Annotated in this window: 22 protein-coding genes; all 22 read left to right on the forward strand. The window is 40.4% G+C overall.

The features are described 5' to 3' along the window. Positions 1-359: 359 nt before the first annotated feature. The gene (rpsB, locus tag M9R32_RS00370; protein WP_269924760.1) at positions 360-1,073 is read left to right on the forward strand and encodes a 30S ribosomal protein S2; all 714 of its coding nucleotides are present in this window, start codon (positions 360-362) and stop codon (positions 1,071-1,073) included. Positions 1,074-1,169: 96 nt separating this feature from the next. Next, positions 1,170-2,054: a translation elongation factor Ts gene (gene tsf, locus M9R32_RS00375; protein WP_269924761.1), complete on the forward strand. Its 885-nt coding sequence runs from the start codon at positions 1,170-1,172 to the stop codon at positions 2,052-2,054. Positions 2,055-2,137: 83 nt separating this feature from the next. Beyond that, a complete protein-coding gene (pyrH, locus tag M9R32_RS00380) occupies positions 2,138-2,863 on the forward strand; it encodes a UMP kinase (protein ID WP_269924762.1) in 726 nt (241 codons plus the stop codon). Beyond that, entirely contained in the window at positions 2,863-3,420 is a 558-nt protein-coding gene (gene frr / locus M9R32_RS00385) for a ribosome recycling factor (RefSeq protein WP_269924763.1), read from the forward strand. The genes pyrH and frr overlap by 1 nt, the downstream gene beginning before the upstream one ends. A gap of 138 nt (positions 3,421-3,558) precedes the next feature. Beyond that, complete coding sequence (locus M9R32_RS00390) at positions 3,559-4,353, forward strand: isoprenyl transferase (protein ID WP_269924764.1); 795 nt, start codon at positions 3,559-3,561, stop codon at positions 4,351-4,353. Then, the gene (locus tag M9R32_RS00395; protein ID WP_269924765.1) at positions 4,350-5,144 is read left to right on the forward strand and encodes a phosphatidate cytidylyltransferase; all 795 of its coding nucleotides are present in this window, start codon (positions 4,350-4,352) and stop codon (positions 5,142-5,144) included. The genes M9R32_RS00390 and M9R32_RS00395 overlap by 4 nt, the downstream gene beginning before the upstream one ends. Positions 5,145-5,159: 15 nt before the next feature. After that, positions 5,160-6,308, forward strand: a complete 1,149-nt coding sequence (gene dxr, locus M9R32_RS00400; RefSeq protein WP_269924766.1) for a 1-deoxy-D-xylulose-5-phosphate reductoisomerase — start codon at positions 5,160-5,162, stop codon at positions 6,306-6,308. A 45-nt stretch (positions 6,309-6,353) separates the two neighbouring features. Then, entirely contained in the window at positions 6,354-7,613 is a 1,260-nt protein-coding gene (gene rseP / locus M9R32_RS00405; RefSeq protein ID WP_269924767.1) for an RIP metalloprotease RseP, read from the forward strand. A 37-nt stretch (positions 7,614-7,650) separates the two neighbouring features. Further along, positions 7,651-9,363: a proline--tRNA ligase gene (locus M9R32_RS00410; protein ID WP_269924768.1), complete on the forward strand. Its 1,713-nt coding sequence runs from the start codon at positions 7,651-7,653 to the stop codon at positions 9,361-9,363. A 66-nt stretch (positions 9,364-9,429) separates the two neighbouring features. Beyond that, positions 9,430-13,758, forward strand: a complete 4,329-nt coding sequence (locus M9R32_RS00415) for a PolC-type DNA polymerase III (RefSeq protein WP_269924769.1) — start codon at positions 9,430-9,432, stop codon at positions 13,756-13,758. A gap of 134 nt (positions 13,759-13,892) precedes the next feature. Further along, positions 13,893-14,375 carry a ribosome maturation factor RimP gene (gene rimP / locus M9R32_RS00420; protein WP_269924770.1) on the forward strand — a complete coding sequence of 161 codons (483 nt, stop codon included), beginning with the start codon at positions 13,893-13,895 and terminating at the stop codon, positions 14,373-14,375. Between the two features lie 23 nt (positions 14,376-14,398). Continuing rightward, positions 14,399-15,544: a transcription termination factor NusA gene (gene nusA, locus M9R32_RS00425; protein WP_269924771.1), complete on the forward strand. Its 1,146-nt coding sequence runs from the start codon at positions 14,399-14,401 to the stop codon at positions 15,542-15,544. Between the two features lie 19 nt (positions 15,545-15,563). Further along, positions 15,564-15,842, forward strand: a complete 279-nt coding sequence (rnpM, locus tag M9R32_RS00430; RefSeq protein WP_269924772.1) for an RNase P modulator RnpM — start codon at positions 15,564-15,566, stop codon at positions 15,840-15,842. Further along, the gene (locus M9R32_RS00435; RefSeq protein WP_269924773.1) at positions 15,839-16,159 is read left to right on the forward strand and encodes a YlxQ family RNA-binding protein; all 321 of its coding nucleotides are present in this window, start codon (positions 15,839-15,841) and stop codon (positions 16,157-16,159) included. Before rnpM ends, M9R32_RS00435 begins: the two co-directional genes overlap by 4 nt. Positions 16,160-16,163: 4 nt before the next feature. Then, entirely contained in the window at positions 16,164-18,680 is a 2,517-nt protein-coding gene (infB, locus tag M9R32_RS00440) for a translation initiation factor IF-2 (protein ID WP_269924774.1), read from the forward strand. Then, positions 18,677-18,955 carry a DUF503 domain-containing protein gene (locus M9R32_RS00445; RefSeq protein WP_269924775.1) on the forward strand — a complete coding sequence of 93 codons (279 nt, stop codon included), beginning with the start codon at positions 18,677-18,679 and terminating at the stop codon, positions 18,953-18,955. Before infB ends, M9R32_RS00445 begins: the two co-directional genes overlap by 4 nt. Before the next feature lie 22 nt (positions 18,956-18,977). After that, positions 18,978-19,334, forward strand: a complete 357-nt coding sequence (rbfA, locus tag M9R32_RS00450; protein ID WP_269924776.1) for a 30S ribosome-binding factor RbfA — start codon at positions 18,978-18,980, stop codon at positions 19,332-19,334. A 67-nt stretch (positions 19,335-19,401) separates the two neighbouring features. Beyond that, a complete protein-coding gene (truB, locus tag M9R32_RS00455) occupies positions 19,402-20,331 on the forward strand; it encodes a tRNA pseudouridine(55) synthase TruB (RefSeq protein ID WP_269924777.1) in 930 nt (309 codons plus the stop codon). Further along, positions 20,328-21,272: a riboflavin biosynthesis protein RibF gene (gene ribF, locus M9R32_RS00460; RefSeq protein ID WP_269924778.1), complete on the forward strand. Its 945-nt coding sequence runs from the start codon at positions 20,328-20,330 to the stop codon at positions 21,270-21,272. The genes truB and ribF overlap by 4 nt, the downstream gene beginning before the upstream one ends. 140 nt (positions 21,273-21,412) lie before the next feature. Continuing rightward, on the forward strand, positions 21,413-21,682 hold the full coding sequence (gene rpsO, locus M9R32_RS00465; protein ID WP_016427593.1) for a 30S ribosomal protein S15: 270 nt from the start codon (positions 21,413-21,415) through the stop codon (positions 21,680-21,682). 186 nt (positions 21,683-21,868) lie between these two features. Next, positions 21,869-23,986, forward strand: a complete 2,118-nt coding sequence (gene pnp / locus M9R32_RS00470; RefSeq protein WP_269924779.1) for a polyribonucleotide nucleotidyltransferase — start codon at positions 21,869-21,871, stop codon at positions 23,984-23,986. Positions 23,987-24,059: 73 nt separating this feature from the next. Then, positions 24,060-25,295 (forward strand): M16 family metallopeptidase, encoded by a 1,236-nt coding sequence (locus M9R32_RS00475; RefSeq protein WP_269924780.1) that lies wholly within the window; start codon positions 24,060-24,062, stop codon positions 25,293-25,295. Positions 25,296-25,579 lie beyond the last annotated feature (284 nt).

Genomic DNA, 25,579 nt, shown 5'->3' on the forward strand with positions numbered 1-25,579 from the left:
GCTGAAGGCCCCGCAGGAAAGATTCTGGCCAAGAGCCAGAATCTTTGCGACGAGTATCCGCAGGAGCACATGTCTTTGCAGTGATGAGGTGACTGAAGCCATGCCCGCGAAAAGCGTCCACCGTAGCTGAAATCAACGGGTTTCGAGTCCACCAAATTTCACAATCTCAAAGCTGAATTTCGATCTTTTGTTGATTTTTGTTATAAACACTTGCGAGGTTAGTCTAGATATGGTATATTATCAAATGGTGTTATCACACACGCATTTGGATAGTGACAAGTGGTCCTTAACAAAGTTAAGGTCTTGAGCTCTAGTTGAAGAATGCGGAGGAAAAAAACCATATCAGGAGGAAACAAAACATGTCAGTAATTTCTATGAAACAATTACTTGAAGCTGGTGTACACTTCGGTCACCAAACTCGCCGTTGGAACCCAAAAATGAAGAAATACATTTTTGTGGAACGTAACGGAATCTACATCATCGATCTACAAAAAACGGTTAAGAAGTTAGAAGAAGCATATGACTTCATGCGCCAAGTTGGAGCAGACGGTGGTAAAGTTCTTTTCGTTGGTACGAAAAAACAAGCACAAGAAGCAATCAAAGAAGAAGCAGAACGTTCAGGTATGTACTATGTAAACCAACGTTGGTTGGGTGGTACATTAACTAACTTCGGTACGATCCAAAAACGTGTAAACCGTTTGAAAGCGATCGAAAAAATGGAAGAAGACGGAACTTTCTCTGTACTTCCTAAAAAAGAAGTTGTTCAACTTAAAAAAGAACACGAACGTCTTGTTAAATTCTTAGGCGGTATTCGCGACATGAAAGGTGTACCGGACGTTATGTTCGTAGTAGACCCACGTAAAGAGCGTATTGCTGTTGCGGAAGCTATTAAATTGAACATCCCTCTAGTAGGAATCGTTGATACAAACTGTGATCCAGATGAAATCGACTACGTAATTCCTGCAAACGACGATGCTATTCGTGCCGTTAAATTATTAACTGGTAAAATGGCGGATGCGTTACTTGAGTCAAAACAAGGTGAAGATCTATCTCCAGCTGAAGCTGCTGAGTAATCCCCACGTATGTTACAGGTGATAAGCGGCTAAACCCCTTATCACCTTTTTTTGAGAAATGACACAGAGTTGATACTTGAATAGGAGGAAACAACAATGGCAGTTACAGCACAAATGGTTAAAGAATTACGCGAAAAAACAGGCGCAGGTATGATGGACTGTAAAAAAGCGTTAGTAGAAGTAAATGGTGATATTGATGCAGCAGTAGACTTTTTACGTGAAAAAGGTCTTTCTAGCGCAGCTAAAAAAGCTGACCGTATCGCTGCAGAAGGTACTACTTACATTTTAGAAGAAGGTAATGATGCAGTACTTCTTGAAGTAAATGCTGAAACTGATTTCGTTGCTAAAAACGAAGGTTTCCAAATTTTAGTTAAAGAATTGGCTGAGCACTTACTTGCGACTAAACCTGAAACAGTGGAAGAAGCAACTGCTTCTACAATGTCTAACGGATTGACTGTTGCAGACCACATTTCAAATGCAATTGCTAAAATCGGTGAAAAAATCACATTGCGTCGTTTTGTAGTTCGTACAAAAACGGACAACGATGCTTTTGGTTCATACCTACACATGGGTGGCCGTATTGGTGTTCTTGTAACACTTGAAGGGTCTTCTGATTCTCAAGCAGCTAAAGACGTTGCAATGCACGTTGCAGCTTTAAACCCTACTTATATCTCTCGTGACGAAGTTTCTGAAGAAGAAGTTGACCGCGAGCGTAAAGTATTAACTGAGCAAGCTTTAAACGAAGGCAAACCAGAAAACATTGTAGCTAAAATGGTTGAAGGCCGCCTTGGTAAATATTTCGAAGACGTTTGTTTACTTGACCAATCATTCGTTAAAAATTCAGATCAAAAAGTTCGTGAATTCGTGAAATCAACGGGCGGTACTGTTACTGAATTCGTACGTTACAGCGTTGGTGAAGGAATCGAAAAACGCCAAGATAACTTTGCTGAAGAAGTAATGAGCCAAGTTAACAAAGGTTAATTTCAAAAGAATATATGATTACTCCGGGGAGCACGATTTTGTGTTCCCTATTTTTCGAGAAAAAAGTGTAATGGAGGCTACCCATGAGCGAAACTAAATACAATCGAGTCGTTTTAAAATTAAGTGGAGAAGCTTTGGCAGGAGAACAAGGTTTCGGACTTTCTCCTCAAATTATTAAATCCGTAGCTGAGCAAGTGAAAGAAGTTGTAGAGTTGGGTGTGGAAGTGGCTGTCGTTGTTGGCGGCGGAAACATCTGGCGTGGCAAAGTAGGTAGTGAGATGGGTATGGACCGTGCAACTGCGGACTATATGGGCATGTTAGCTACTGTCATGAATTCTTTAGCACTACAAGATTCACTTGAAAAGTCAGGCATTGAAACACGTGTTCAATCATCAATTGAAATGCGTCAAGTAGCTGAACCTTATATTCGCAGAAAAGCGATTCGACACCTTGAGAAAAAAAGAGTCGTTATTTTTGCAGCTGGTACAGGTAACCCTTACTTCTCTACAGATACAACAGCGGCTCTTCGTGCAGCAGAAATTGAAGCAGATGTCATTTTAATGGGCAAAAACAATGTGGATGGCGTTTATTCAGACGATCCAAAAACAAACAGTGAAGCCGTCAAATATGAGACACTTTCATTCTTGGAAGTCATTCAACAAGGCCTGCAAGTAATGGATTCTACTGCATCGACACTATGTATGGACAACGACATCCCGCTCATAGTATTCTCAATTATGGAGAATGGAAATATTAAACGTGCCGTTTTAGGTGAAACAATCGGTACAATCGTTAGGAGGAATACGTAATGTCAAAACAAGTCATTGATCAAACGAAAGAAAGAATGACAAAAGCAATTCAAGCTTTAAGTCGTGAACTTTCAACAATTCGTGCGGGTCGTGCAAGTGCTTCATTATTGGATAAAATTACAGTAGATTACTACGGCTCACCAACGCCAATCAATCAAATCGCTGGAGTTGCGACGCCTGAAGCTCGATTGCTGACAATTCAACCTTATGACAAGTCTGCTCTTGGGGATATCGAAAAAGCGATTCAAAAATCGGATTTAGGTATTTCTCCATCAAATGATGGTACTGTGATTCGTATTGCTATTCCTGCTTTGACTGAAGAACGTCGTAAAGACTTAGTTAAATTGGTCAAAAAAGAAGCGGAAGAAGCAAAAGTCGGTATTCGTAATATCCGCCGTGATGCGAACGATGAATTGAAAAAACTGGAGAAGAAAAGCGAAATCACAGAAGATGATTTACGTGGATTCTCTGATGACGTTCAAAAATTAACGGATGACTATATCGTTAAAATTGATCAAGTTGCTAAAGACAAAGAGAAAGAAATTCTGGAAGTTTAAGCTTTTGAACTTTTCTACAGTTAAGACGTTCCTATTCAATAGGACGTCTTTTTTTGTGGGAAAGAAGAAAAACCCATCAATTTTTGATATGATAGGAAAGACGACATTCCGATAAGTGCGTAAAGTGGAGGATTCAGCATGTTACATAAACTCATTCGGAGAAAACCCGAACGACAAAACCAATCGCTGGCGGAGCGTATTTCGCATACTAAGAAAGATCAAATCCCTGAACACATTGCGATTATAATGGATGGCAATGGAAGATGGGCAAAGAAAAGAGCTCTACCTCGAGTAGCCGGTCATCATGAAGGTATGAAAACGGTTCGTAAAATTACTCGTCTTGCCAATGATCTTGGCGTAGGGGCTTTAACCGTGTATGCATTTTCAACTGAAAACTGGAAACGTCCAAAACTTGAAGTTGATTTTATTATGCGACTACCCGAAGAGTTTTTAGGTACTTATCTGCCTGAGCTGATTGAACAAAATGTGCGTGTCGTCATGATGGGTGAAAATGATACATTACCTCGACATACACAGGAAGCAGTTCGAAAAGCAATGGAAGCTACAAAAAATAATACGGGATTAATTTTAAACTTTGCATTGAACTATGGTAGCCGTGCAGAGATTGCGCAAGCAATGCAAAAAATCGCACAACTCGTTGAGGAAGGTTCTTTAAGTTCTAGTGAAGTGACAGAAGACCTGATTTCTCAGCATTTAATGACTTGTGAGCTCCCTGAACCAGATTTGCTTATTCGCACAAGCGGAGAAGTCCGTTTAAGTAATTTCATGCTTTGGCAACTGGCTTACACTGAGTTTTGGTTTACAGAAACACTTTGGCCGGATTTTGATGAAAACTGCTTACTTGACGCAGTTGAAAGTTACCAAAACCGAAATCGCCGTTACGGGGGATTGAAGGGAGAAGAATCAAATTGAAACAACGCATCATTACGGCTGTAATTGGAGCCGCTCTATTTATTCCGATTGTATGGCTTGGTGGCCTTCCTTTTACATTGCTGGTATATGCAATGGCAGCAGTTGGCTTATTTGAGATTTTGCGCATGAAGGGGCACTCGATTTTTTCCGTTCACGGTGCGATTACGCTAATTGCCTTGTTTATTTTTTTATTACCAAATAAATGGTCCATTCCATTGATGGAAACAACGGGTTATACCAAAATAGATTTAGCACTTATCGCTGTACTTTTATTACTTATATACACCGTTGTTGTTAAAAACCGATATACATTCGAAGATGCCGCTTTCTCGATTATGGGCGTTCTCTATATCGGGATTGGATTCTTCTATTTTATCGAAACGAGAATGGCTGGCATTGAATATGTCATTTTTGCACTGGTAATTATTTGGACCACCGATTCTGGTGCATATTTTACTGGGAAAAAATTTGGTAAAAAGAAATTGTGGCCTGATATTTCTCCTAATAAGACCATTGAAGGATTTGTCGGAGGAATCGCAACGGCTGTTATTTTTGCTGTACTTTTCCAATGGATTTATCCAATCAGTTCTTCGTATACGATGCTGATCTTTGTCACAATATTTGCTTCCATCTTGGGTCAAATGGGGGATTTGGTCGAGTCAGCACTTAAACGTCATTACAATGTTAAGGACTCAGGGAATTTATTGCCTGGTCATGGCGGCGTTCTAGACAGATTTGATAGTTTATTATTTGTTTTACCATTGTTACACTTTTTGCATTTTGCCGGTTAAGGGGATTTGACGTTAATGACAAAGCTTATTAGTTTATTGGGAGCAACAGGCTCTATCGGTATTCAAACGATTGACATCATAAGAGAACATCCACAGCAATTTAAACTAGTGGCTTTTTCTGCTGGACGCAATCTTGAAAAGACGAAAGAAATCATTCGTGAGTTCAAACCTACACTTGTATCAGTTCAAGAAGAAGTTGATGCAATTTCACTTAAAAAGGAATTTCCGAGCATCGAACTTGCATATGGTAGCAAAGGGTTGATCGAAGTTGCGACTCATCCAGACGCTTCGATCCTAGTAAATGCTGTTCTTGGAAGTGTTGGACTGGAAGCAACCTTAGAGGCAATCAAACAACAAAAAACAATTGCTTTGGCAAATAAAGAAACACTCGTCACTGCTGGACATCTGGTGATGGCAGCGGCACAGAAATATAATGCGCCTATATTACCGGTTGATAGTGAACATTCCGCTCTTTTCCAATCGATGAATGGTGAAAAAAGAAGCCAAGTAAGCAAGTTGATTTTAACAGCATCAGGCGGTAGCTTCCGTGATCGTACACGGGAAGATTTGGAGAACGTAACGATTCAGGATGCACTGAACCATCCCAACTGGTCAATGGGTGCGAAAATTACAATTGATTCCGCAACTATGATGAACAAAGGTTTAGAAGTGATTGAAGCGCAAGTTCTATTCGACATGCCTTACGATGATATCGAAGTTGTGCTACACAGGGAAAGTATCATTCATTCAATGGTGGAATTCCACGATACAAGTGTCATGGCTCAATTAGGGACACCTGATATGCGTGTGCCGATTCAATATGCTCTTTCTTATCCAGACAGGCTGCCAAGAAACAATGCCAAACGATTAAATTTAGTAGAAATAGGCAAACTGCATTTTGAAGAAATGAATTTTGAACGTTTTCATGCCTTAAAACTTGCCTACGATGCTGGTCGTGCAGGTGGTACGATGACCACAGTTCTGAATGCAGCAAACGAAGCTGCTGTTGCCTTGTTTTTAAATGGGGAGATTCGTTTCCTTCAGATAGAGGAATGCATTGAACGTGTTATGGACAAACATTCGGTTATCAGTTCACCTGATTTGGAAACGATTTTGCATGTGGATGCAATAACGAGAAAAGCTGTTCGAAACATGGTAAAATGATGAAAGATTGATGACAGCGAAATGCTGTAAAAAAGGTGGGACTATATGGAGACAACCATTGCTTTTATCCTGATATTCGGTTCACTTGTATTTTTTCATGAACTGGGGCATTTTATTTTTGCAAAACGTGCAGGAATCATGGTACGTGAATTTGCCATCGGCTTTGGTCCGAAAATACTTGGAATCACTAAAGGTGAAACTCTTTATACACTAAGACTACTTCCTCTTGGTGGATATGTTCGAATGGCTGGAGAAGATATGGATTCGGTTGAGTTACAACCTGGATTCCGTGTCGGACTGATTCTGAACTCTAAAGAAGAAGTTAAAAAAATTGTTCTGAATCATAACAAACAGCAACAAGACATGCTGTTTTTAGAAACCGAACGTTCTGATCTTGAAAAAGATTTATGGATAGAAGGTTACGATGAAGAAGAACGATTAGTACGTTATAACGTTTCCCGTGATGCTGTAATTGTGGAAAATGGCAAAGAAACGATAATCGCGCCATACGACCGTCAATTTGGTTCAAAAACACTTGGTAAACGTGCAATGACCATCTTTGCGGGACCATTATTCAACTTTATTTTATCTTTCTTTATCTTCTTGGCAATCGGACTGCTACAAGGTGTTCCGACTTACGAACCTGTTATCTCGGGAGTGTCTGATGATAGTCCTGCACTTGCAGCAGGTATGCAGGATGGGGATTTAGTTACTAAAATTAATGGTCAGCCCATTAATAAATGGCAAGATCTCGCTGCTAAGGTACAAGCTAGCGCGGGCGAAGAATTAACGTTTGAATATGTACGTGATGGTGAGACAATCAATTCAACTATTACTCCAAAAGCCGTTGAACAGGATGGTCGAGAGTATGGTCAAATCGGTGTACTCTATGAAAGTCCAGTTGAAAAAAATCCTCTGAAAGCAGTTGGTTTCGGCGCAGAACAGACGATATCTTGGATTGTGAAGATTTTTGAACTCCTTGGTATGTTGGTTACTGGGCAGTTTACAATTGATGCATTATCAGGCCCTGTAGGTATTTATAAAGCTACTGAAGAAATGGCTCAATATGGTGTATTCAATTTAATGAACTGGGCTGCTATTCTAAGTATTAACTTAGGAATCATGAATCTACTGCCACTACCGGCATTGGATGGTGGACGATTGTTGTTCTTCCTATTCGAAGCGATTCGAGGAAAGCCAGTGGACCGTCAAAAAGAAGGAATGGTCCATTTTGTCGGGATCATGTTATTGATGGTACTTATGGTTGTTGTAACATGGAATGATATACAAAGATTTTTCTTTTAAAATTTAATCTACGGATGGTATGAGGAGCTTTTAACTTATGAAACAAAGTCTTACATTCATCCCTACACTTCGTGAAACTCCAGCTGATGCCGATGTTAAGTCGCATCAGCTGCTCCTTCGTGCAGGGTTTATTCGTCAAAATACTAGTGGCATTTATTCGTTCTTACCTCTTGGAAAACGTGTTCTTCAAAAAGTCGAGAGTATTGTTCGTGAAGAGATGGATGCGATTAATGGTGTTGAAGTGCTGATGCCTGCGATGCAGCAAGCAGAACTTTGGCAGGAAACTGGCCGTTGGTATTCATATGGACCAGAATTAATGCGACTAAAAGATCGACATAATCGCGATTTTGCTTTAGGAGCTACTCATGAAGAAGTCATTACTTCTTTGCTTCGTGATGAAATCAAGTCATATAAAAAATTGCCATTGACACTTTATCAAATTCAAACAAAATTCCGTGACGAAAAGCGCCCTCGTTTTGGTTTGCTTCGCGGTCGTGAATTCCTTATGAAAGATGCCTACTCTTTCCATGCAACTCGCGAAAGTTTAGATCAAACATATGATGATATGGTTCAAGCCTATTCTAATATCTTCTCTCGTTTAGGATTAAACTTCCGTGCAGTTATAGCGGATTCAGGTGCAATCGGTGGGAAAGATACACATGAATTTATGGTTCTTTCAGAAATCGGAGAAGACACAATCGCTTATTCTGACGCGTCAGACTTTGCAGCTAATATTGAAATGGCTGAAGTCAAAGTTTCATATGAATCATCAACAGAAGACTTGAAAGATGTCGAAAAAGTAGCGACTCCAGACCAAAAAACAATTGACCAAGTAGCAAGTTTCTTAAATGTTGATGTTCAAAAATGTATAAAGACACTCGTCTTTAACGTGGATGAAGAATTAGTTTTAGTACTGGCTCGCGGAGACCATGAAATTAATGACATTAAGGTGAAAAATGCTTTACAGGCAAAAGTCGTTGAATTTGCAACTGAAGAAGAAGTTCAAAACTTACTACAGTGTGAAGTTGGATCACTAGGTCCTGTGAAAATTCCTGTTGGTGTGAAAGTAATCGCAGACCATGCTGTAGCGGCAATAAGAAATGGTGTATGTGGAGCTAATGTTGCTGGGTACCATTTAACTAATGTGAATCCAGAACGTGACTTTGCAGTAGACCAATATGAAGATTTGCGCTTTATTATGGAAGGCGATCCTTCTCCAGATGGAAAGGGAACAATTGTTTTTGCAAAAGGGATTGAAGTAGGACATGTCTTTAAACTTGGGACTACGTATTCTGAACCGATGAACGGAACATTCCTGGATGATAATGGCCGTTCTCAGCCTTATATCATGGGTTGTTATGGTATAGGGGTTTCACGTGTAATGGCAGCTGTTGCTGAACAATTCCAAGACGAAAAAGGTTTTATTTGGCCAAGTGCTATTGCTCCGTATAATGTTCATTTAGTGCCAGTAAATACGAAAGACGAAGCACAAGTAGCTCTTTCTGATGAATTATATAAATTAATGAAAGCATATCGCTATGATGTGCTATACGATGACCGTGCTGAACGTGCAGGCGTGAAGTTTGCAGATTCAGATTTGATTGGATTGCCGATTCGTATTACTGTCGGTAAAAAAGCATCAGAAGGTCTAGTAGAAGTGAAAATACGAAAAACTGGCGAAACATTTGAATGGAAAAAAGAAGAGGTAATGGACCATCTTCAATCTTTCTTTTCGTCATTAAACGATTAGTCAAAAGGAAGACCTTGAAATCGGGTCTTCCTTTCTTTTTCTTATGAATGGAAGGAGGCATTGAGAATGAGTAACGAACAAGATGCCAAACAAAGATTGCAACTATTATTACAACAATTGGAACTTACCGCTGATGAAAACATGACTCATTTTGAATCGGCTTCTTTAAGTCGTATGACGGTACATAAAAAAGAGCGTGTATGGCGTTTTACGATAGAAGTAGAGAAATTATTGCCTTACAACATGTTTCAATTATTCCACATGCGTTTACGTGAAAAGTTTGCGGGCATTGCGGATATCAAGTTATCACTGACTTGTGAAAATCCACAGGTTGAAGCTGAGTTAATCGCTTCATATTGGCCATTTGTATTACAGGAAATAGATGATATGTCGCCGCCATTAAGAAATCGATTGCATACACAAATTCCATCTTTTAATGGTCAGACTGTCCACTTTACCTGTGCTCAGGAAATAGAATTCCGCACTTTGAAAAGTAAATATGCTCCTAAAATTGCAGATGTCTATGCTTCCTACGGTTTCCCGGTTTTACCGATTGATTTTAAATTAGTCGAGCAGGAAGCAGAACTCGCAGCAGCTCAACAAGCGTTTATGGAACAAAGAAGAATAGAAGAAGAAGAGCTTGGTAAGAAAGCTTTAGCAGATATGCAGAAACGTGATAAAGATCGTGCATCGAATCCAGGTGCTACTTTGAGTGGACCATTCCAATTGGGTATCCCGATTAAAGCGGACGAGCCGATTATGGAAATTAAACAAATACAGGATGAAGAAAGACGCATCACAATTGAAGGATTCGTGTTTGATGTCGAAGTGAAAGAACTTCGAAGCGGTCGTTCTTTATTGACTGTTAAAGTTACGGATTATACAGATTCCATTCTTGTGAAAATGTTTTCTCGAGACAAAGAAGATGCTGAGCTTATGGGGCTGTTGAAAAAAGGCACTTGGTTAAAAGTCCGTGGTTCCGTACAGAACGATACGTTTGTCCGAGACTTAATTATAATGGCGCAGGATATTATGGAGATTAAAGTAGATTCAAGAAAAGATACGTCTCCTGAAGGTGAGAAAAGAATCGAACTTCATTTACACACTCCAATGAGTCAAATGGATGCTGTTTCTTCAGTAGATGCTTTGGTCGGACAAGCGGCCAAATGGGGACACCCGGCAGTAGCTATTACGGATCATGCAGTCGTTCAATCTTTCCCGGATGCGTATGCAGCGGGAAAAAAACATGGCATTAAAATTATTTATGGTTTGGAAATTTACATGGTCAATGACGGTGTGAATATTGCTTATGAAGAGGAACATCGAGCATTAGCGGACGCCACTTATGTCGTATTCGATGTGGAGACGACAGGTTTATCCGCGGTTTACGATACCATCATCGAGCTTGCTGCAGTAAAAATTAAAGATGGTCAGGTCATCGATAAATTCGAAAGCTTTGCCAATCCACATCATCCATTGTCGGCAACTACCATCGATTTGACGGGCATTACTGATGATATGGTGCGGGATGCACCGGATATTGAAGACGTCATCAAACGCTTCCACGATTGGATCGGCGACAGCATCATGGTTGCGCATAATGCCTCGTTCGATATGGGGTTCTTGTACGTTGGCTATAAGAAAGTCGGTTTAGAAAAAACCGTCCATCCTGTCATCGATACGCTGGAATTATCCCGCTTCCTTCATCCGGAAATGAAAAACCATCGATTAAACACGATGGCCAAAAAATTCAATATCGAGCTTACACAACATCACCGGGCCATCTATGATACGGAAGCAACGGGCTACTTGCTTTTAAATCTACTTAAAGAAGCTGAACAAAAAGGAATACACTACCACGATGAATTTAATCATCAAACAGGGAATACAGAATCGTACAAGAGAGCACGGCCATCTCATTGCACACTTCTTGCGACAGATGAAGACGGTTTAAAAAACTTGTTTAAACTGGTCTCGTATTCCCATATGAACACCTTTTTCCGAGTACCCCGTATTCCACGCTCTGTTCTCGTTAAACACCGGAAAGGGTTGCTGATTGGTTCAGGGTGCGACAAGGGTGAAGTATTTGAAGGCTTAATGCAAAAATCTCCAGAAGAAGTGGAAGAAATCGCGAAATTCTATGATTACCTGGAGGTTCATCCAAAGGAAGTCTATTCTCATTTAATTGAACTTGAATTAGTTCGGGATGAATGGAATTTGGAAGATATCATTCGTAAAATGATCAAACTCGGCAAAAAAATAGCCCGACCAGTCGTAGCGACCGGAAATGTTCATTATGTCAATGAGAATGATGCGATTTTCAGACAGATTTTAATCGGTGGACAAGGCGGAGCCAATCCGCTTAATCGACATAAATTACCAAAGGTGCATTTCCGCACAACAAATGAAATGTTAGATGCTTTTTCTTTCCTGGGTGAAGAAACAGCTAAACAAATTGTTGTGGAAAATAGTCATAAAATTTCGGAGAGAATTGAAGAAATCAAACCGATTAAAGATGATTTATATACTCCTAAGATCGAAGGTTCTGATGAAGAGGTTCGGGAATTGAGCTATGCGATGGCAAGACAGATTTACGGAGATACACTTCCGGAAATTGTGGAAGCCCGCATAGAAAAAGAACTTACTTCCATTATCGGACACGGATTTGCCGTCATTTATTTAATTTCCCATAAGTTGGTTAAGAAATCTTTGGATGATGGATATTTAGTAGGTTCTCGTGGTTCGGTAGGATCCTCGCTTGTGGCAACTTTGATGGAAATTACGGAAGTGAATCCATTGCCGCCACATTATATTTGTCCTTCTTGTCAACACGCTGAATTCTTTGATGATGGTTCCGTCAGTTCAGGCTTTGATTTGCCGAACAAAGTGTGCCCGCACTGTGAAACGCCATACAAAAAAGATGGACAAGATATTCCGTTTGAAACGTTCCTTGGATTTAAAGGGGATAAAGTACCCGATATCGATTTGAACTTCAGTGGTGAATACCAGCCGGTTGCCCATAATTACACGAAAGTGCTATTTGGTGAAGACAATGTTTATCGTGCTGGCACTATTGGAACAGTTGCAGAGAAGACAGCTTATGGATACGTCCGAGGTTATGCAAATGACCATAATTTGACGATTCGTGGAGCTGAAATTGACCGTCTGGTTCAAGGGTGTACGGGAGTGAAGAGGTCGACAGGTCAACATCCAGGTGGGATCATTGTTGTTCCGGATTACATGGATATTTTTGATTTTTCACCGATTCAATTCCCTGCAGATGCACAGGACTCCGAATGGAAAACGACTCACTTTGACTTCCATTCTATTCATGACAACTTATTAAAACTGGATATACTCGGACACGATGACCCGACAGCCATCCGTATGTTACAGGACTTATCAGGGATCGACCCAAAGACTATTCCAACAGATGATCCTGAAGTGATGAAGATTTTCAGTGGTACAGAATCATTGGGAGTAACGCAGCAACAGATTGGTTGTAAGACCGGTACGCTAGGAATTCCTGAATTTGGTACACGTTTCGTGCGTCAAATGTTAGAAGAAACGAAGCCATCGACATTTTCGGAGCTTGTTCAGATTTCTGGACTGTCTCATGGTACTGACGTATGGTTAGGAAATGCCCAGGAACTTATTCAAAATGGAACCTGTCAGCTTTCTGATGTTATTGGGTGCCGGGATGATATCATGGTGTATTTAATTTACCAGGGTCTCGAACCTTCACTAGCCTTTAAAATTATGGAATCCGTACGAAAAGGAAAAGGGTTAACCCCGGAATTTGAAGAAGACATGAAATCAAATGGTGTTCCAGCCTGGTATATCGAAGCATGTAAAAAGATCAAATACATGTTCCCGAAAGCCCATGCAGCCGCTTATGTATTGATGGCCGTTCGGATCGCTTATTTCAAAGTACATTTCCCTATCCTTTACTATGCAGCCTATTTCACAGTACGTGCAGCAGACTTTGATTTGCATGCGATGACGAAAGGCTCTGCATCGATTCGCGCTAAAATAGATGAAATCAACGCCAAGGGATTGGATGCCGCGCCTAAGGAAAAAAGCTTGTTAACGGTTCTGGAAATTGCTTTGGAAATGTGTGAACGCGGTTATCACTTCAAGAAAGTGGATCTTTATAAATCAAAAGCCGCTGAATTCATTATTGATGGAAAAGCATTGATTCCACCATTCAATGCGATTCCGGGTCTTGGAACAAACGTTGCTAAAACAATTGTGGAAGCACGTAAAAATGGCGAGTTCCTATCTAAAGAAGATTTAGGACAGCGCGGTCGTGTTTCAAAAACCTTGCTTGAATATATGGACCAACTTGGTTGTTTGGAAGGCATGCCGGATGCTAACCAATTGTCATTGTTCTAGGCCTGATTTGCACTGAGAGCATTGGTATGGTATCATTTGTATAACAAGTTGTTGATAGATTTACGGCAAAAGAGTGGGATTTCCCGCTCTTTTCTGTTTGTTATGTCGAAAATAAGTTGCAGCGGGAGGCATATATGAGCAAAATATTAACCGAAGTAGAAAAGCTTGTGACGCCCATTGTTGAAGAGTTGAATTTGGAGCTCGTTGATACGGAGTTTGTAAAAGAAGGACGTAATTGGTTTTTACGTATTTATGTAGATACTCCTCAAGGTGGCATTGACATCGAACATTGTGCGCTTGTAAGTGAACGTATAAGTGAAGTGCTAGATGCAAAAGATCCAATTGAGCAAAACTACTTTTTAGAAGTTTCTTCACCTGGGGCAGAACGTCCATTGAAAAAAGAAAGCGACTTCGAACGTGCAGTCGGTCAATTTATTCATGTGAAAACATACGAGCTGGTGAATGGCTTGAAAGAAAAAGAATTTGAAGGTTTTTTGACTGCTTATAATGAAAATGGCTTAGAAATGGATGTTCGAATTAAAACGAGAAAAATAAAAGTTCAACTTGCAAAAGAGAAAATTGCATTCGCGCGGTTAGCGATTAATTTCTCTGCATAATGTGAATGTAGGAGTGAAAAATAATGGCAAATGAGTTGCTGGATGCTTTAATAGCTCTTGAAAAACAAAAAGGAATTTCACGAGATGTACTAATTGAAGCGATTGAAGCGGCGCTTGTTACAGCGTATAAACGCAATTTTAATCAAGCACAAAACGTACGTGTTGACCTAAACTTGGATAATGGATCGATGCGTGTCTATTCACGTAAAGATGTAATGGAAGAAGTTTTGGATGACCGTCTACATATTTCATTAGAAGACGCAAAACAAGTAAATCCTGCGTTTGAACTGGGAGATATTGTGGAACAAGAAGTAACACCTAGAAACTTCGGCCGTATTGCGGCACAAACTGCTAAACAAGTGGTTACACAACGTGTTCGTGAAGCGGAACGCGGATTGATTTACGAAGAATATGTAGATCGCGAAGAAGACATCGTAAATGGTGTAGTTGAACGTTTGGATGCACGCAATATTTATGTGGGACTTGGCAAAGTAGAAGCGGTATTACCGGTGAATGAACAAATTCAAACGGAAACGTACCGTCCGCATGAGCGCATCAAAGTGTATATCACGAAAGTGGAACGTACAACACGCGGACCGCAAGTATTTGTATCACGTACTCATCCAGGATTGCTTCGTCGTCTGTTTGAAATGGAAGTACCTGAAATTTATGATGGCATCGTTGAAATTAAATCAATTGCTCGTGAAGCTGGCGATCGATCAAAAATATCAGTTGTTGCGCACAATGATGATGTAGATCCAGTTGGTTCTTGTGTAGGCGCTAAAGGTTCCCGCGTTCAAACAATCGTTAATGAGCTGAATGGTGAAAAAATTGATATTGTTGAATGGTCTGAAGATCCAGTGATTTTCGTTGCCAACGCACTGAGCCCATCAAAAGTATTGGATGTTCAAGTTCATGAAGAAGAGAAATCTACGACAGTGGTTGTTCCTGACTATCAATTATCTTTGGCAATTGGTAAACGTGGGCAAAATGCACGTTTGGCTGCTAAATTGACAGGATGGAAAATCGATATCAAGAGTGAAACCGACGCTCGCGAGCTAGGTATTTACCCATCTGCTAATGCTTCAGAAAACTATGACATCGAAGATGAAGATTACGAAGAAAATATCGAAGACAACTTTGATTTATACAAAGATGACGAAGAATAAACAAAGAGGGTGAATTTTGATGTCTAATCAAAAGAAAATACCTTTACGAAAATGCGTTGCTACTGGCGAAATGTTTCCTAAAAAAGAAATGATTCGTGTTGTTCGCTCAAAAGAAGGCGAAGTTTCGGTAGATTTAACTGGCAAAAAGTCTGGTCGCGGAGCATATGTATCCAAAACCAAGCAAGCAGTTGAAATCGCAAAAAAACGCAAAGTGCTGGACAGCCAATTAGAAGCAAAAATACCAGAAAGTATTTTTGAAGAATTGTTGACTGTGATTGAAAGAGAGCAAATTACATGAATACACAGCAACGGATCTTACAACTAATCGGTTTGGCCGTGCGTGCAAGAATGTTAATATCTGGTGAGGAACTGGTAGTCAAAGATATTCGTGCTAACCGTGCGAAACTAGTAATTATCTCATCAGATGCATCTGAGAATACAATGAAAAAGATTCAAGACAAATGCAACACTTACAACGTTGAGTTACATGTTTTCGGAGATCGCTCTGATCTTGGACATGCTACAGGAAAAGAGGCCCGTGTGGTACTCGCAATAACTGACGACGGTTTTGCAAAAAAACTGTCAGGACTACTCAACGAATTTAACCGGGGGTGACCAAATGACCAAATTACGCGTCCATGAATATGCGAAGCAAATAAATAAAACAAGTAAAGAAGTTATTGAGCAATTAAGCAAGTTGAATGTACAAGTGACGAATCATATGTCGACATTAGAAGGAGACGCTGTTTCTAAGTTGGACTCTGTCTACAAGAAATCGTCTGCTCCTGCTCAAAAACCTGCAACATCAAGCAACAATCGTCCACAGGGTTCTGGTTCTCAAAACAGCCGTCCACAAAGTTCTGGTTATCAAGGAAATCGCCCACAGGGTTCTGGTTCTCAAGGCAACCGTCCACAAAGTGACCGTCCTCAAGGAAATCGTCCACAAGGGTCTGGTTCTCAAGGCAGCCGCCCACAAGGTAGTGGATATCAAGGGAATCGCCCACAAGGTAGCGGATCTCAAGGCAACCGTTCACAAGGGGATCGTCCTGCTGGCAGTGGTTATCAAGGGAATAAGCCAAGTACACCTGCTGCTAAACCATCATCAGGTCAAAGTCGTGGTATGACGAATACACCATCTCGTGACAAGCAAAAACCTGCAGCAGCAACTTCAGGAGACAGCCGTAAGCAAGAACAAGGTGCTCAATCGAAAGAAAAGAAAGTCTTTGGACAAAACCGTCCTGCTGGTTCAGGGTTTGGTGGACGTCCAGGTGGCGGTGGGAATCACCGTCCGGGAACTGGTAATCGCGCTGGAAGAAACAAAGGGAAACAAAATCGTCAACCAGTAGCTCCTCCAGTACCAAGAAAAGAAAAAGAATTGCCGGAAAAAATCACTTTCTACGAATCATTGACAGTGGCAGAACTGGCAAAAAAATTAGGCAGAGAGCCTTCAGAAATCATCAAAAAATTATTCTTGCTTGGTGTGATGGCAACAATCAACCAAGAATTAGATAAAGATGCAATCGAATTAATCTGTACGGATTATGGTGTTGAAGTAGAAGAAGAAATCCGCGTTGATATTTCGGATTTAGAAGGCTATTTCGAAGGTGAAGCAGAAGAACAAGGTGTTCAAAAAGAACGTCCACCAGTTGTTACAATCATGGGACACGTTGACCATGGTAAAACAACACTTCTGGATTCAATCCGTAATACAAAAGTTACAGCTGGCGAAGCTGGCGGGATTACACAACATATTGGTGCTTACCAAGTTGTTGAAAACGGCAAGAAAATTACGTTCCTGGATACTCCTGGTCACGCAGCTTTCACAACAATGCGTGCGCGTGGTGCGAGAGTAACGGATATTACGATTTTAGTTGTTGCAGCAGATGATGGTGTAATGCCTCAAACAATTGAAGCAATCAATCATGCCAAAGCGGCTGAAGTGCCAATTATCGTTGCAGTGAATAAAATGGATAAACCATCTGCTAATCCTGAACGTGTCATGCAAGAATTGACTGAACACGGTTTAGTATCTGAAGAATGGGGCGGCGATACGATCTTCGCACCAATCTCAGCATTAAAAGGCGATGGAATTGACAACTTGCTTGAAATGGTTCTATTGGTTTCAGAAGTTGCTGAACTTAAAGCTGATTCTAAGCGTCGTGCAATCGGAACAGTAATTGAAGCTCAGCTTGATAAAGGCCGCGGTTCAGTTGCTACACTTCTAGTACAAGATGGAACACTTAAAGTTGGAGATCCAATTGTAGTGGGTCATACGTATGGTCGTGTTCGTGCGATGGTCAACGATTTAGGTCGTCGTGTAAAAGAAGCAGGTCCAAGTACACCTGTTGAAATTACAGGATTAAATGATGTACCTCAAGCTGGTGACCGTTTTGTCGTATTTGAAGATGAGAAAACAGCCCGTCAAGTTGGAGAATCACGTGCATCTACTGCACTTCAAGCTCAACGCTCTGAGAAAACACGAGTAACGCTTGATAACCTGTTTGATCAAATGAAACAAGGCGAAATGAAAGAATTAAACCTAATTGTCAAAGCAGACGTACAAGGTTCTGTTGAAGCAATGGCGGCATCTTTGATGAAGTTAGACGTAGAAGGCGTAAATGTGCGCATCATTCATACTGGTGCCGGTGCAATTACTGAATCAGATATTTCACTTGCTGCAGCTTCCAACGCAATTGTTATTGGTTTCAACGTTCGACCTGATACAAATGCAAAACGTGCGGCTGAAGCTGAAGGCGTAGACATTCGTCTGCACCGAGTAATTTATAAAGTAATTGAGGAAATTGAAGCGGCAATGACTGGCTTACTTGATCCTGAATTCCAAGAAAAAATTATCGGTCAAGCTGAAGTACGCGAAACGTTCAAAGTTACGAAAATTGGTACGATTGCCGGAAGTTATGTAACTGAAGGTAAAATCAGCCGAGATAGTGGCGTACGTGTTATCCGTGACAGCATTGTCGTCTTTGAAGGTGAATTAGAGTCCCTAAAACGCTTCAAAGATGATGTGAAAGAAGTTGCTCGTGGGTATGAATGTGGGATCACTGTGAAAAACTACAATGATGTCAAAGAAGGCGACATTATTGAAGCATTCGTAATGGAAGAAATTAAACGTAAATGATTGCCTACGCGGAATGCGAGTTTATCATTCCGACGTCGCATTCGTTAAAAGAGAAGCGCGCTGTTCTGCAGAGCATGCTTACTCGAACGAAGCAAAAGTTTAATGTATCGATTTCTGAGATTGATCACCAGGATTTATGGCAAAGGACTCGCATTGCGATTGTTTGTGTTGCATCATCCATTGATGCAAGCGACCGTGAGCTGACCCACGCCATTCACTACCTGGAATCAAATCCGGAATGGGAACGAACGGAAACCATCCGTGAACATTTATAGATAGAACAGAGGTGAAGCCATCATGGCGAATCGCTCAAATCGAGTAGCAGAACAAATGAAAAAAGAACTTGGCGAAATTATTGCGCGCAGACTTAAAGATCCCCGCATTGGGTTTGTCACTGTAACAGACGTCGAAGTTACTGGTGATCTACAACAAGCAACGGTCTATATTACTGTTCTAGGTGATGATAGAAAACGTCAAGAAACGTTAAAAGGTTTAGCTAAAGCTAAAGGATTTATCCGTACAGAAATTGGCCAACGAATTCGATTGCGTAAGACACCAGAGCTTATGTTTGAATTTGATGAGTCATCTGCTTACGGTAATAAAATTGACACTTTACTAAGACAGATTAACGATACAACTGAAGAAACTGAGTAACAAAAAGAAGTCTGCTTTTTATAAGCAGGCTTTTTCTAAATTACATATGTAAAAGGAGTGGGAACGAATGCAAAATGGCATTCTTCCGCTATGGAAAGAACAAGGGATGACATCACACGATTGCGTCTTTAAGTTGCGAAAAATATTGAGAATGAAACGCATCGGTCATACAGGGACTCTCGATCCAAGTGTGGAAGGAGTCTTGCCCATCTGTTTAGGAGAGTCAACCAAAGTAGCGGAGTATCTTACAAACGCAGGGAAAACTTACGAAGCAGAAGTAACAATTGGTACATCAACCACCACTGAAGACGCAGATGGTGAAGTGGTGGAAACGGATGCATCCATCAAGCATTTCACCAGACAGGGAATCCTTGATGCGCTACTTTCTCTAACCGGTACAATTGATCAAACACCTCCCATGTATTCAGCTGTAAAAGTTAATGGAAAAAAACTTTATGAATACGCAAGAGCTGGACAGACCATTGAAAGACCTACCAGACAAGTGAATATTTATGAACTAACACTTCTTAGTAAAGAGGATATCTTTTCTGGAGAACTTATTTCTTTCAATATTCGTGTATCCTGCAGCAAAGGAACGTATATAAGAACGCTTGCCGTCCAAATCGGTGAAAAATTAGGATTTCCTGCACATATGTCAAAACTGGTGCGTACTGCCTCTGGTTCATTCACGGCAAAAGATTGTCTTACTCTGAGTGAAGTTCAGCAACTGGTCGAAAGTGATTCATTAAGAGATAAATTGTATGGATTGGATTATGCGCTTCAAGATATGCCGAAATTTGAAGTACCACCATTCTTGGTGAAATCCATCCAAAATGGACAGGTATTAGATGCCATTGATGCATTGAATGATCATGAACGAGTTGTTTTTACCATGGAGGAACAGGCTGTTGCCGTTTATATTAACCATCCAACAAAAGAAGGTAAGATGAAACCCGAAAAAATGTTTAATCGATCAGAAGGAGGAGATACGGAATGAATATAGTGCACTTATCTTATCCACATCACACCAATGATTCAGTAATATCCGGCCCTTTTTCTTTAGCGATTGGATTTTTTGATGGCGTTCATTTAGGTCATAGGGAAGTAATCGGACATGCAAAACAAATCGCGAGTGAAGCAGGATTGAAATTAGCGGTCATGACGTTTGATCCACACCCTTCAATCGTACTTGGGAAACGCAATGAGAAAGTATTTTATATAACGCCATTGGATCAGAAAATGGAATTGCTTGAATCAATGGGTGTCGACACAACTTTTGTAGTTCGGTTTACATCTGATTTCGCCCAACTGACACCTGAAAAATTCGTAGAAACGTTCATACGTCAATTGCATGTAAAACATGTTACTGCCGGTTTTGATTTTACGTTTGGTGCATTCGGCAAGGGTAATATGAACGTGATGCGTCAATTAGCCAATGACGATTTCAACGTATCGGTTGTTGAAAAGAAATCAGACGAATATGAAAAGATCAGTTCCACTCGGATTCGCCAAGCACTGACTGAAGGCGATATGGAGAAAGTCCATGAGTTGCTAGGGAGACCCTTCCAAATCCCAGGTGTAGTCGTTCATGGGGATAAAAGGGGTCGTACAATCGGATTCCCTACCGCAAATATCCAGGCAAAAGAAGGATCGTACATTCCTGCAACAGGTGTATACGCCGTACGAATGCTCATTCAAGATGAATGGGTAGATGGTGTTTGCAACGTTGGGTATAAACCGACATTCAAAAATCCGGATGAAAAAACACTAACCATTGAAGTCCATTTATTTAATTTTGATAAAAACATTTACGGGGAAGAAGTGTCCGTGGATTGGTATCATCATATTCGGGATGAACGCAAATTTGATGGCATTGATTCCTTGAAACAACAAATTGAAAAAGATAAACAAACGGCCATTGCGTTTTTTCAAGAGTAGAAGTAACAGTTGCATATCCATCTGAACTGTGCTACTATTTTTAAGTGCATAGAGATATGCTTAACCGTTGCTTGGCAAGGCGATTCACCAACGCTTGCTCGGTAATAGGGGATATTATGAGAGTATTGGAGGTGAACCGGATGGCAATTACACAAGAACGTAAAAACGAACTTATCGCTGAGTATCGTACTCATGAAAGCGACACTGGTTCTGCAGACATTCAAATCGCTGTGTTAACAGAAGAGATTAACAATTTGAACGAACATTTACGTACACACAAGAAAGATCACCACTCACGTCGTGGCCTATTCAAAATGGTAGGACGTCGTCGTAACTTGTTAAAATACTTACGTGAAAACGAAGTATCACGTTACCGTGACTTGATCGCTAAACTTGGTTTACGTCGATAAGATGCATTTTAGTGAAAGCGGGATTCGTCCCGCTTTTTCTTTATGTTCAAAAAGTTTTCTATATAAGAAATCCACTCTCAATGACTAATTTATAATTTATCGCATGATAAGCGCTTTTTTGATACACTACTAATGATACATACAACTAAATTTAATAGGATTTTCAGTTCGAGAGGAGTTCATTCAATGACAGAAAAACAAGTTTTTAATTTCGAATGGGCAGGTCGTCCATTGCAAGTAGAAGTAGGCAAATATGCAAAACAAGCAAACGGTGCCGTTATGGTCCGTTACGGAGATTCCACAGTCCTTTCAACAGCAACGGCTTCAAAACACCCGAAGCCATTAGATTTCTTCCCACTTACATGTAACTATGAAGAACGCCTATATGCAGCAGGTAAAATTCCTGGTGGCTTCATTAAACGTGAAGGTCGTCCATCTGAAAATGCCGTATTGACGAGTCGTCTAATTGACCGTCCAATCCGTCCATTATTCCCTGATGGATTCCGTAATGAAGTACAAGTTATCTCAATCGTTATGTCTGTAGACCAAGATTGCACAACTGAAATGGCAGCAATGCTAGGATCATCTTTAGCACTATCAGTTTCTGATATTCCTTTCGATGGCCCGATTGCAGGCGTACAAGTAGGATTAATTGATGGTCAATTTATCATTAACCCGACTCAAGCACAATTGGCATTAAGCACAATTGATTTAATCGTTGCCGGTACAAAAGATGCAATCAACATGGTTGAGGCAGGAGCACTTGAAGTTCCTGAGGAAGTTATGTTGGAAGCAATTATGTTCGGACATGAAGAAATCAAAAAATTGATTGCTTTCCAAGAAGAAGTAGTCGCGGTAATGGGTAAAGAAAAAACAGACATCCAACTTTATGAGCTAGATGCTGACCTTTCTGCTGAAATCAAAGCCGTTTGTGAAACTAAATTAAACAATGCAATTCAAGTGTATGAAAAACATGCACGTGAATTAGCGATTAGCGAAGTTAAAGAAGAAGTTATCGCGACATATGTTGAACGTGAAGCAGATGAAGCGACACTTAAACAAGTTCGCCAAATTTTAGATAAAATGGTGAAAGAAGAAGTTCGCCGTTTAATAACTGAAGATAAAGTCCGTCCTGATGGTCGTAAATTAGACGAGATCCGCCCGTTATCATCTGAAACAGGTGTCCTACCACGTACGCATGGTTCTGGATTGTTTACTCGTGGACAAACTCAGGCACTGAGCATTGCTACTTTAGGTGCTTTAGGCGATGTTCAAATCATTGATGGCCTGGGAATTGAAGAATCTAAACGTTTCATGCATCATTATAATTTCCCACAATTCAGTGTTGGGGAAACTGGACCAATCCGTGGACCAGGTCGCCGTGAAATCGGTCATGGTGCTTTAGGTGAACGTGCACTTGTTGCCGTTATTCCTGATGAAAAAGATTTCCCATACACAATTCGTTTAGTTTCAGAAGTATTGGAATCGAATGGTTCTACTTCTCAAGCAAGTATTTGTGCATCAACTCTTGCTATGATGGATGCCGGTGTTCCAATTAAAGCACCAGTAGCTGGTATTGCAATGGGTCTTATCAAACGTGGTGAACATTATTCTGTTCTTTCGGATATTCAAGGGATGGAAGATCACTTAGGCGATATGGACTTTAAGGTAGCTGGTACTGCTAAAGGTGTTACGGCATTACAAATGGATATTAAAATTGATGGTTTGTCACGCAGCATTTTAGAAGAGGCGTTGACACAGGCAAAAATCGGGCGCATGCATATTTTAGATAGCATGATGGCTACGATTTCTGAACCACGCACGAAATTGTCTAAATATGCTCCGAAAATTATCATGGTTAAAATCAATCCTGATAAAATCCGTGACGTTATTGGACCGGGTGGTAAACAAATCAACAAAATCATTGATGAAACCGGCGTGAAAATCGATACAGAGCAAGATGGTACGATTTACATTTCTTCTATTGACGAAGAAATGAATGCACGTGCGAAAGAAATCATCGAAAATATTGTGCGCGAAGCGGCTGTTGGTGAATACTATATGGCTAAAGTGAAGCGCATTGAAAAATTCGGTGCTTTCCTTGAAATCTTCCCAGGTAAAGATGGACTTCTTCATATTTCTGAAATCCAGGAAGAGCGTACGAAAGCGGTTGAAGATGTATTGAAACTTGGCGATGAAATGTACGTCAAAGTTATTGAAATCGATAACCAAGGTCGCGTGAACTTGTCTCGTAAAATTGTCGTAAAAGAAGAAAAAGAAGCGGCAGAAAAAGAGCAAGCTTAATCATAAAGAAAGAAAAAAGGTTGCCAATCAATGTATGGCAACCTTTTTTCTCGAAAGTTTGGGGGCTTTTACTGTGTTACAAAAAAGAACAAGTCAAAATGGTGTGCGTATTGTCTATGAGCACATTCCACACGTACGTTCAGTTGCTGTTGGTGTTTGGGTCAATGTTGGATCAAGGCATGAAACGCCTGAAGAAAATGGTTTAACTCATTTTATTGAACATATGCTTTTCAAAGGGACTGCTACTCGTTCAGCGCGTCAGATAGCTGAAGAATTCGATCGCATTGGTGGGCATGTCAATGCATTTACATCGAAGGAACAAACTTGCTATTACGCAAAAGTATTGGATCACCATGCGAAACATGCCATTTCGGTGTTGGCTGATATGTTTTTCCATTCCCAGTTTGATGAAGTGGAGTTGGAAAAAGAACGTCAAGTCGTGCTGGAAGAAATATTGATGGTAGAAGATACACCAGATGATGATGTCCACGAACAATTGTGGAATGTGATGTATCCGAACCAACCGCTTGGTGCATCCATTTTAGGGACAAAGGAATCACTCGCAACATTCAATAAGGATTCGATTCAACAATTTATGGATCATCATTATCGACCTGAACATATCGTAATCTCAATAGCTGGGAATATTCCAGAAGGCTTTATCGATTACACCGATTCTTTATTCGGTCAATTCAGTTCAAGTTCTACTAGGTCGGAACGTCCTCCGTTTGAAATGCCGGTTTTCAATCCGGGTGATTCACGTAAATCTCGTGAAACAGAACAAGGACATATTTGTCTTGGCTATCCAGGTCTAAGCGTAAAAGATAAACATATTTATGACCTCGTAGTATTGAATAATATTCTAGGTGGAAATATGTCTTCCCGTTTGTTCCAGGAAGTCCGAGAAGAAAAAGCATTGGCCTACTCCATTTATTCGTATCATTCTTCTTATGAAGACTCGGGATCGGTTGCGATTTATGGAGGCACTTCCAGCAATCAATTGCAGAAACTCCAGGAAACCATTTATGAAACCATTCAAAAAGTGGTAGATGAAGGGGTTACCGATACAGAAGTAAACAATGCGAAAGAGCAATTAAAAGGGAATTTAATGCTTGGTTTAGAGAGCACCAATGCTCGTATGAACCGTAATGGGAAAAATGAATTAGTTTTCAATGAACATAAAACGTATGACGAAGTATTGCAATCGATTGATGAAGTGAACATTCACCAAGTACAAAAACTTGTAACGGATATATTCACCATTAAACCTGCTATCTCGATCATCACACCAAAAGACAATCCTTTGTGATTGTCTTTTAGACTTATGACAAAAGAATTTATATTAATATGTCAATTTTAAGATACATTTCTATTATTTTTACACTCGATCAATAAAGAAGGTGGTCGGCTATTTCTTTCGCTTTCCACTGACGAAACCCCAGCCTCCTCAGCTCAGCTGTCTATGACAGCTGAGCCTGTGGGGTCTAGCTTGTTCCGTTTTTTCCGCAGGAGTCTTCAGAAATACCCGACCGCTTTCTTACTTAAATAGTTTGAAGAAAATCGTTGACAGAGCGCGTTCTGTTGATTGGAGTG

This window comes from Paenisporosarcina quisquiliarum (assembly GCF_027563315.1).
GTDB classification, from domain to species: domain Bacteria; phylum Bacillota; class Bacilli; order Bacillales_A; family Planococcaceae; genus Paenisporosarcina; species Paenisporosarcina quisquiliarum.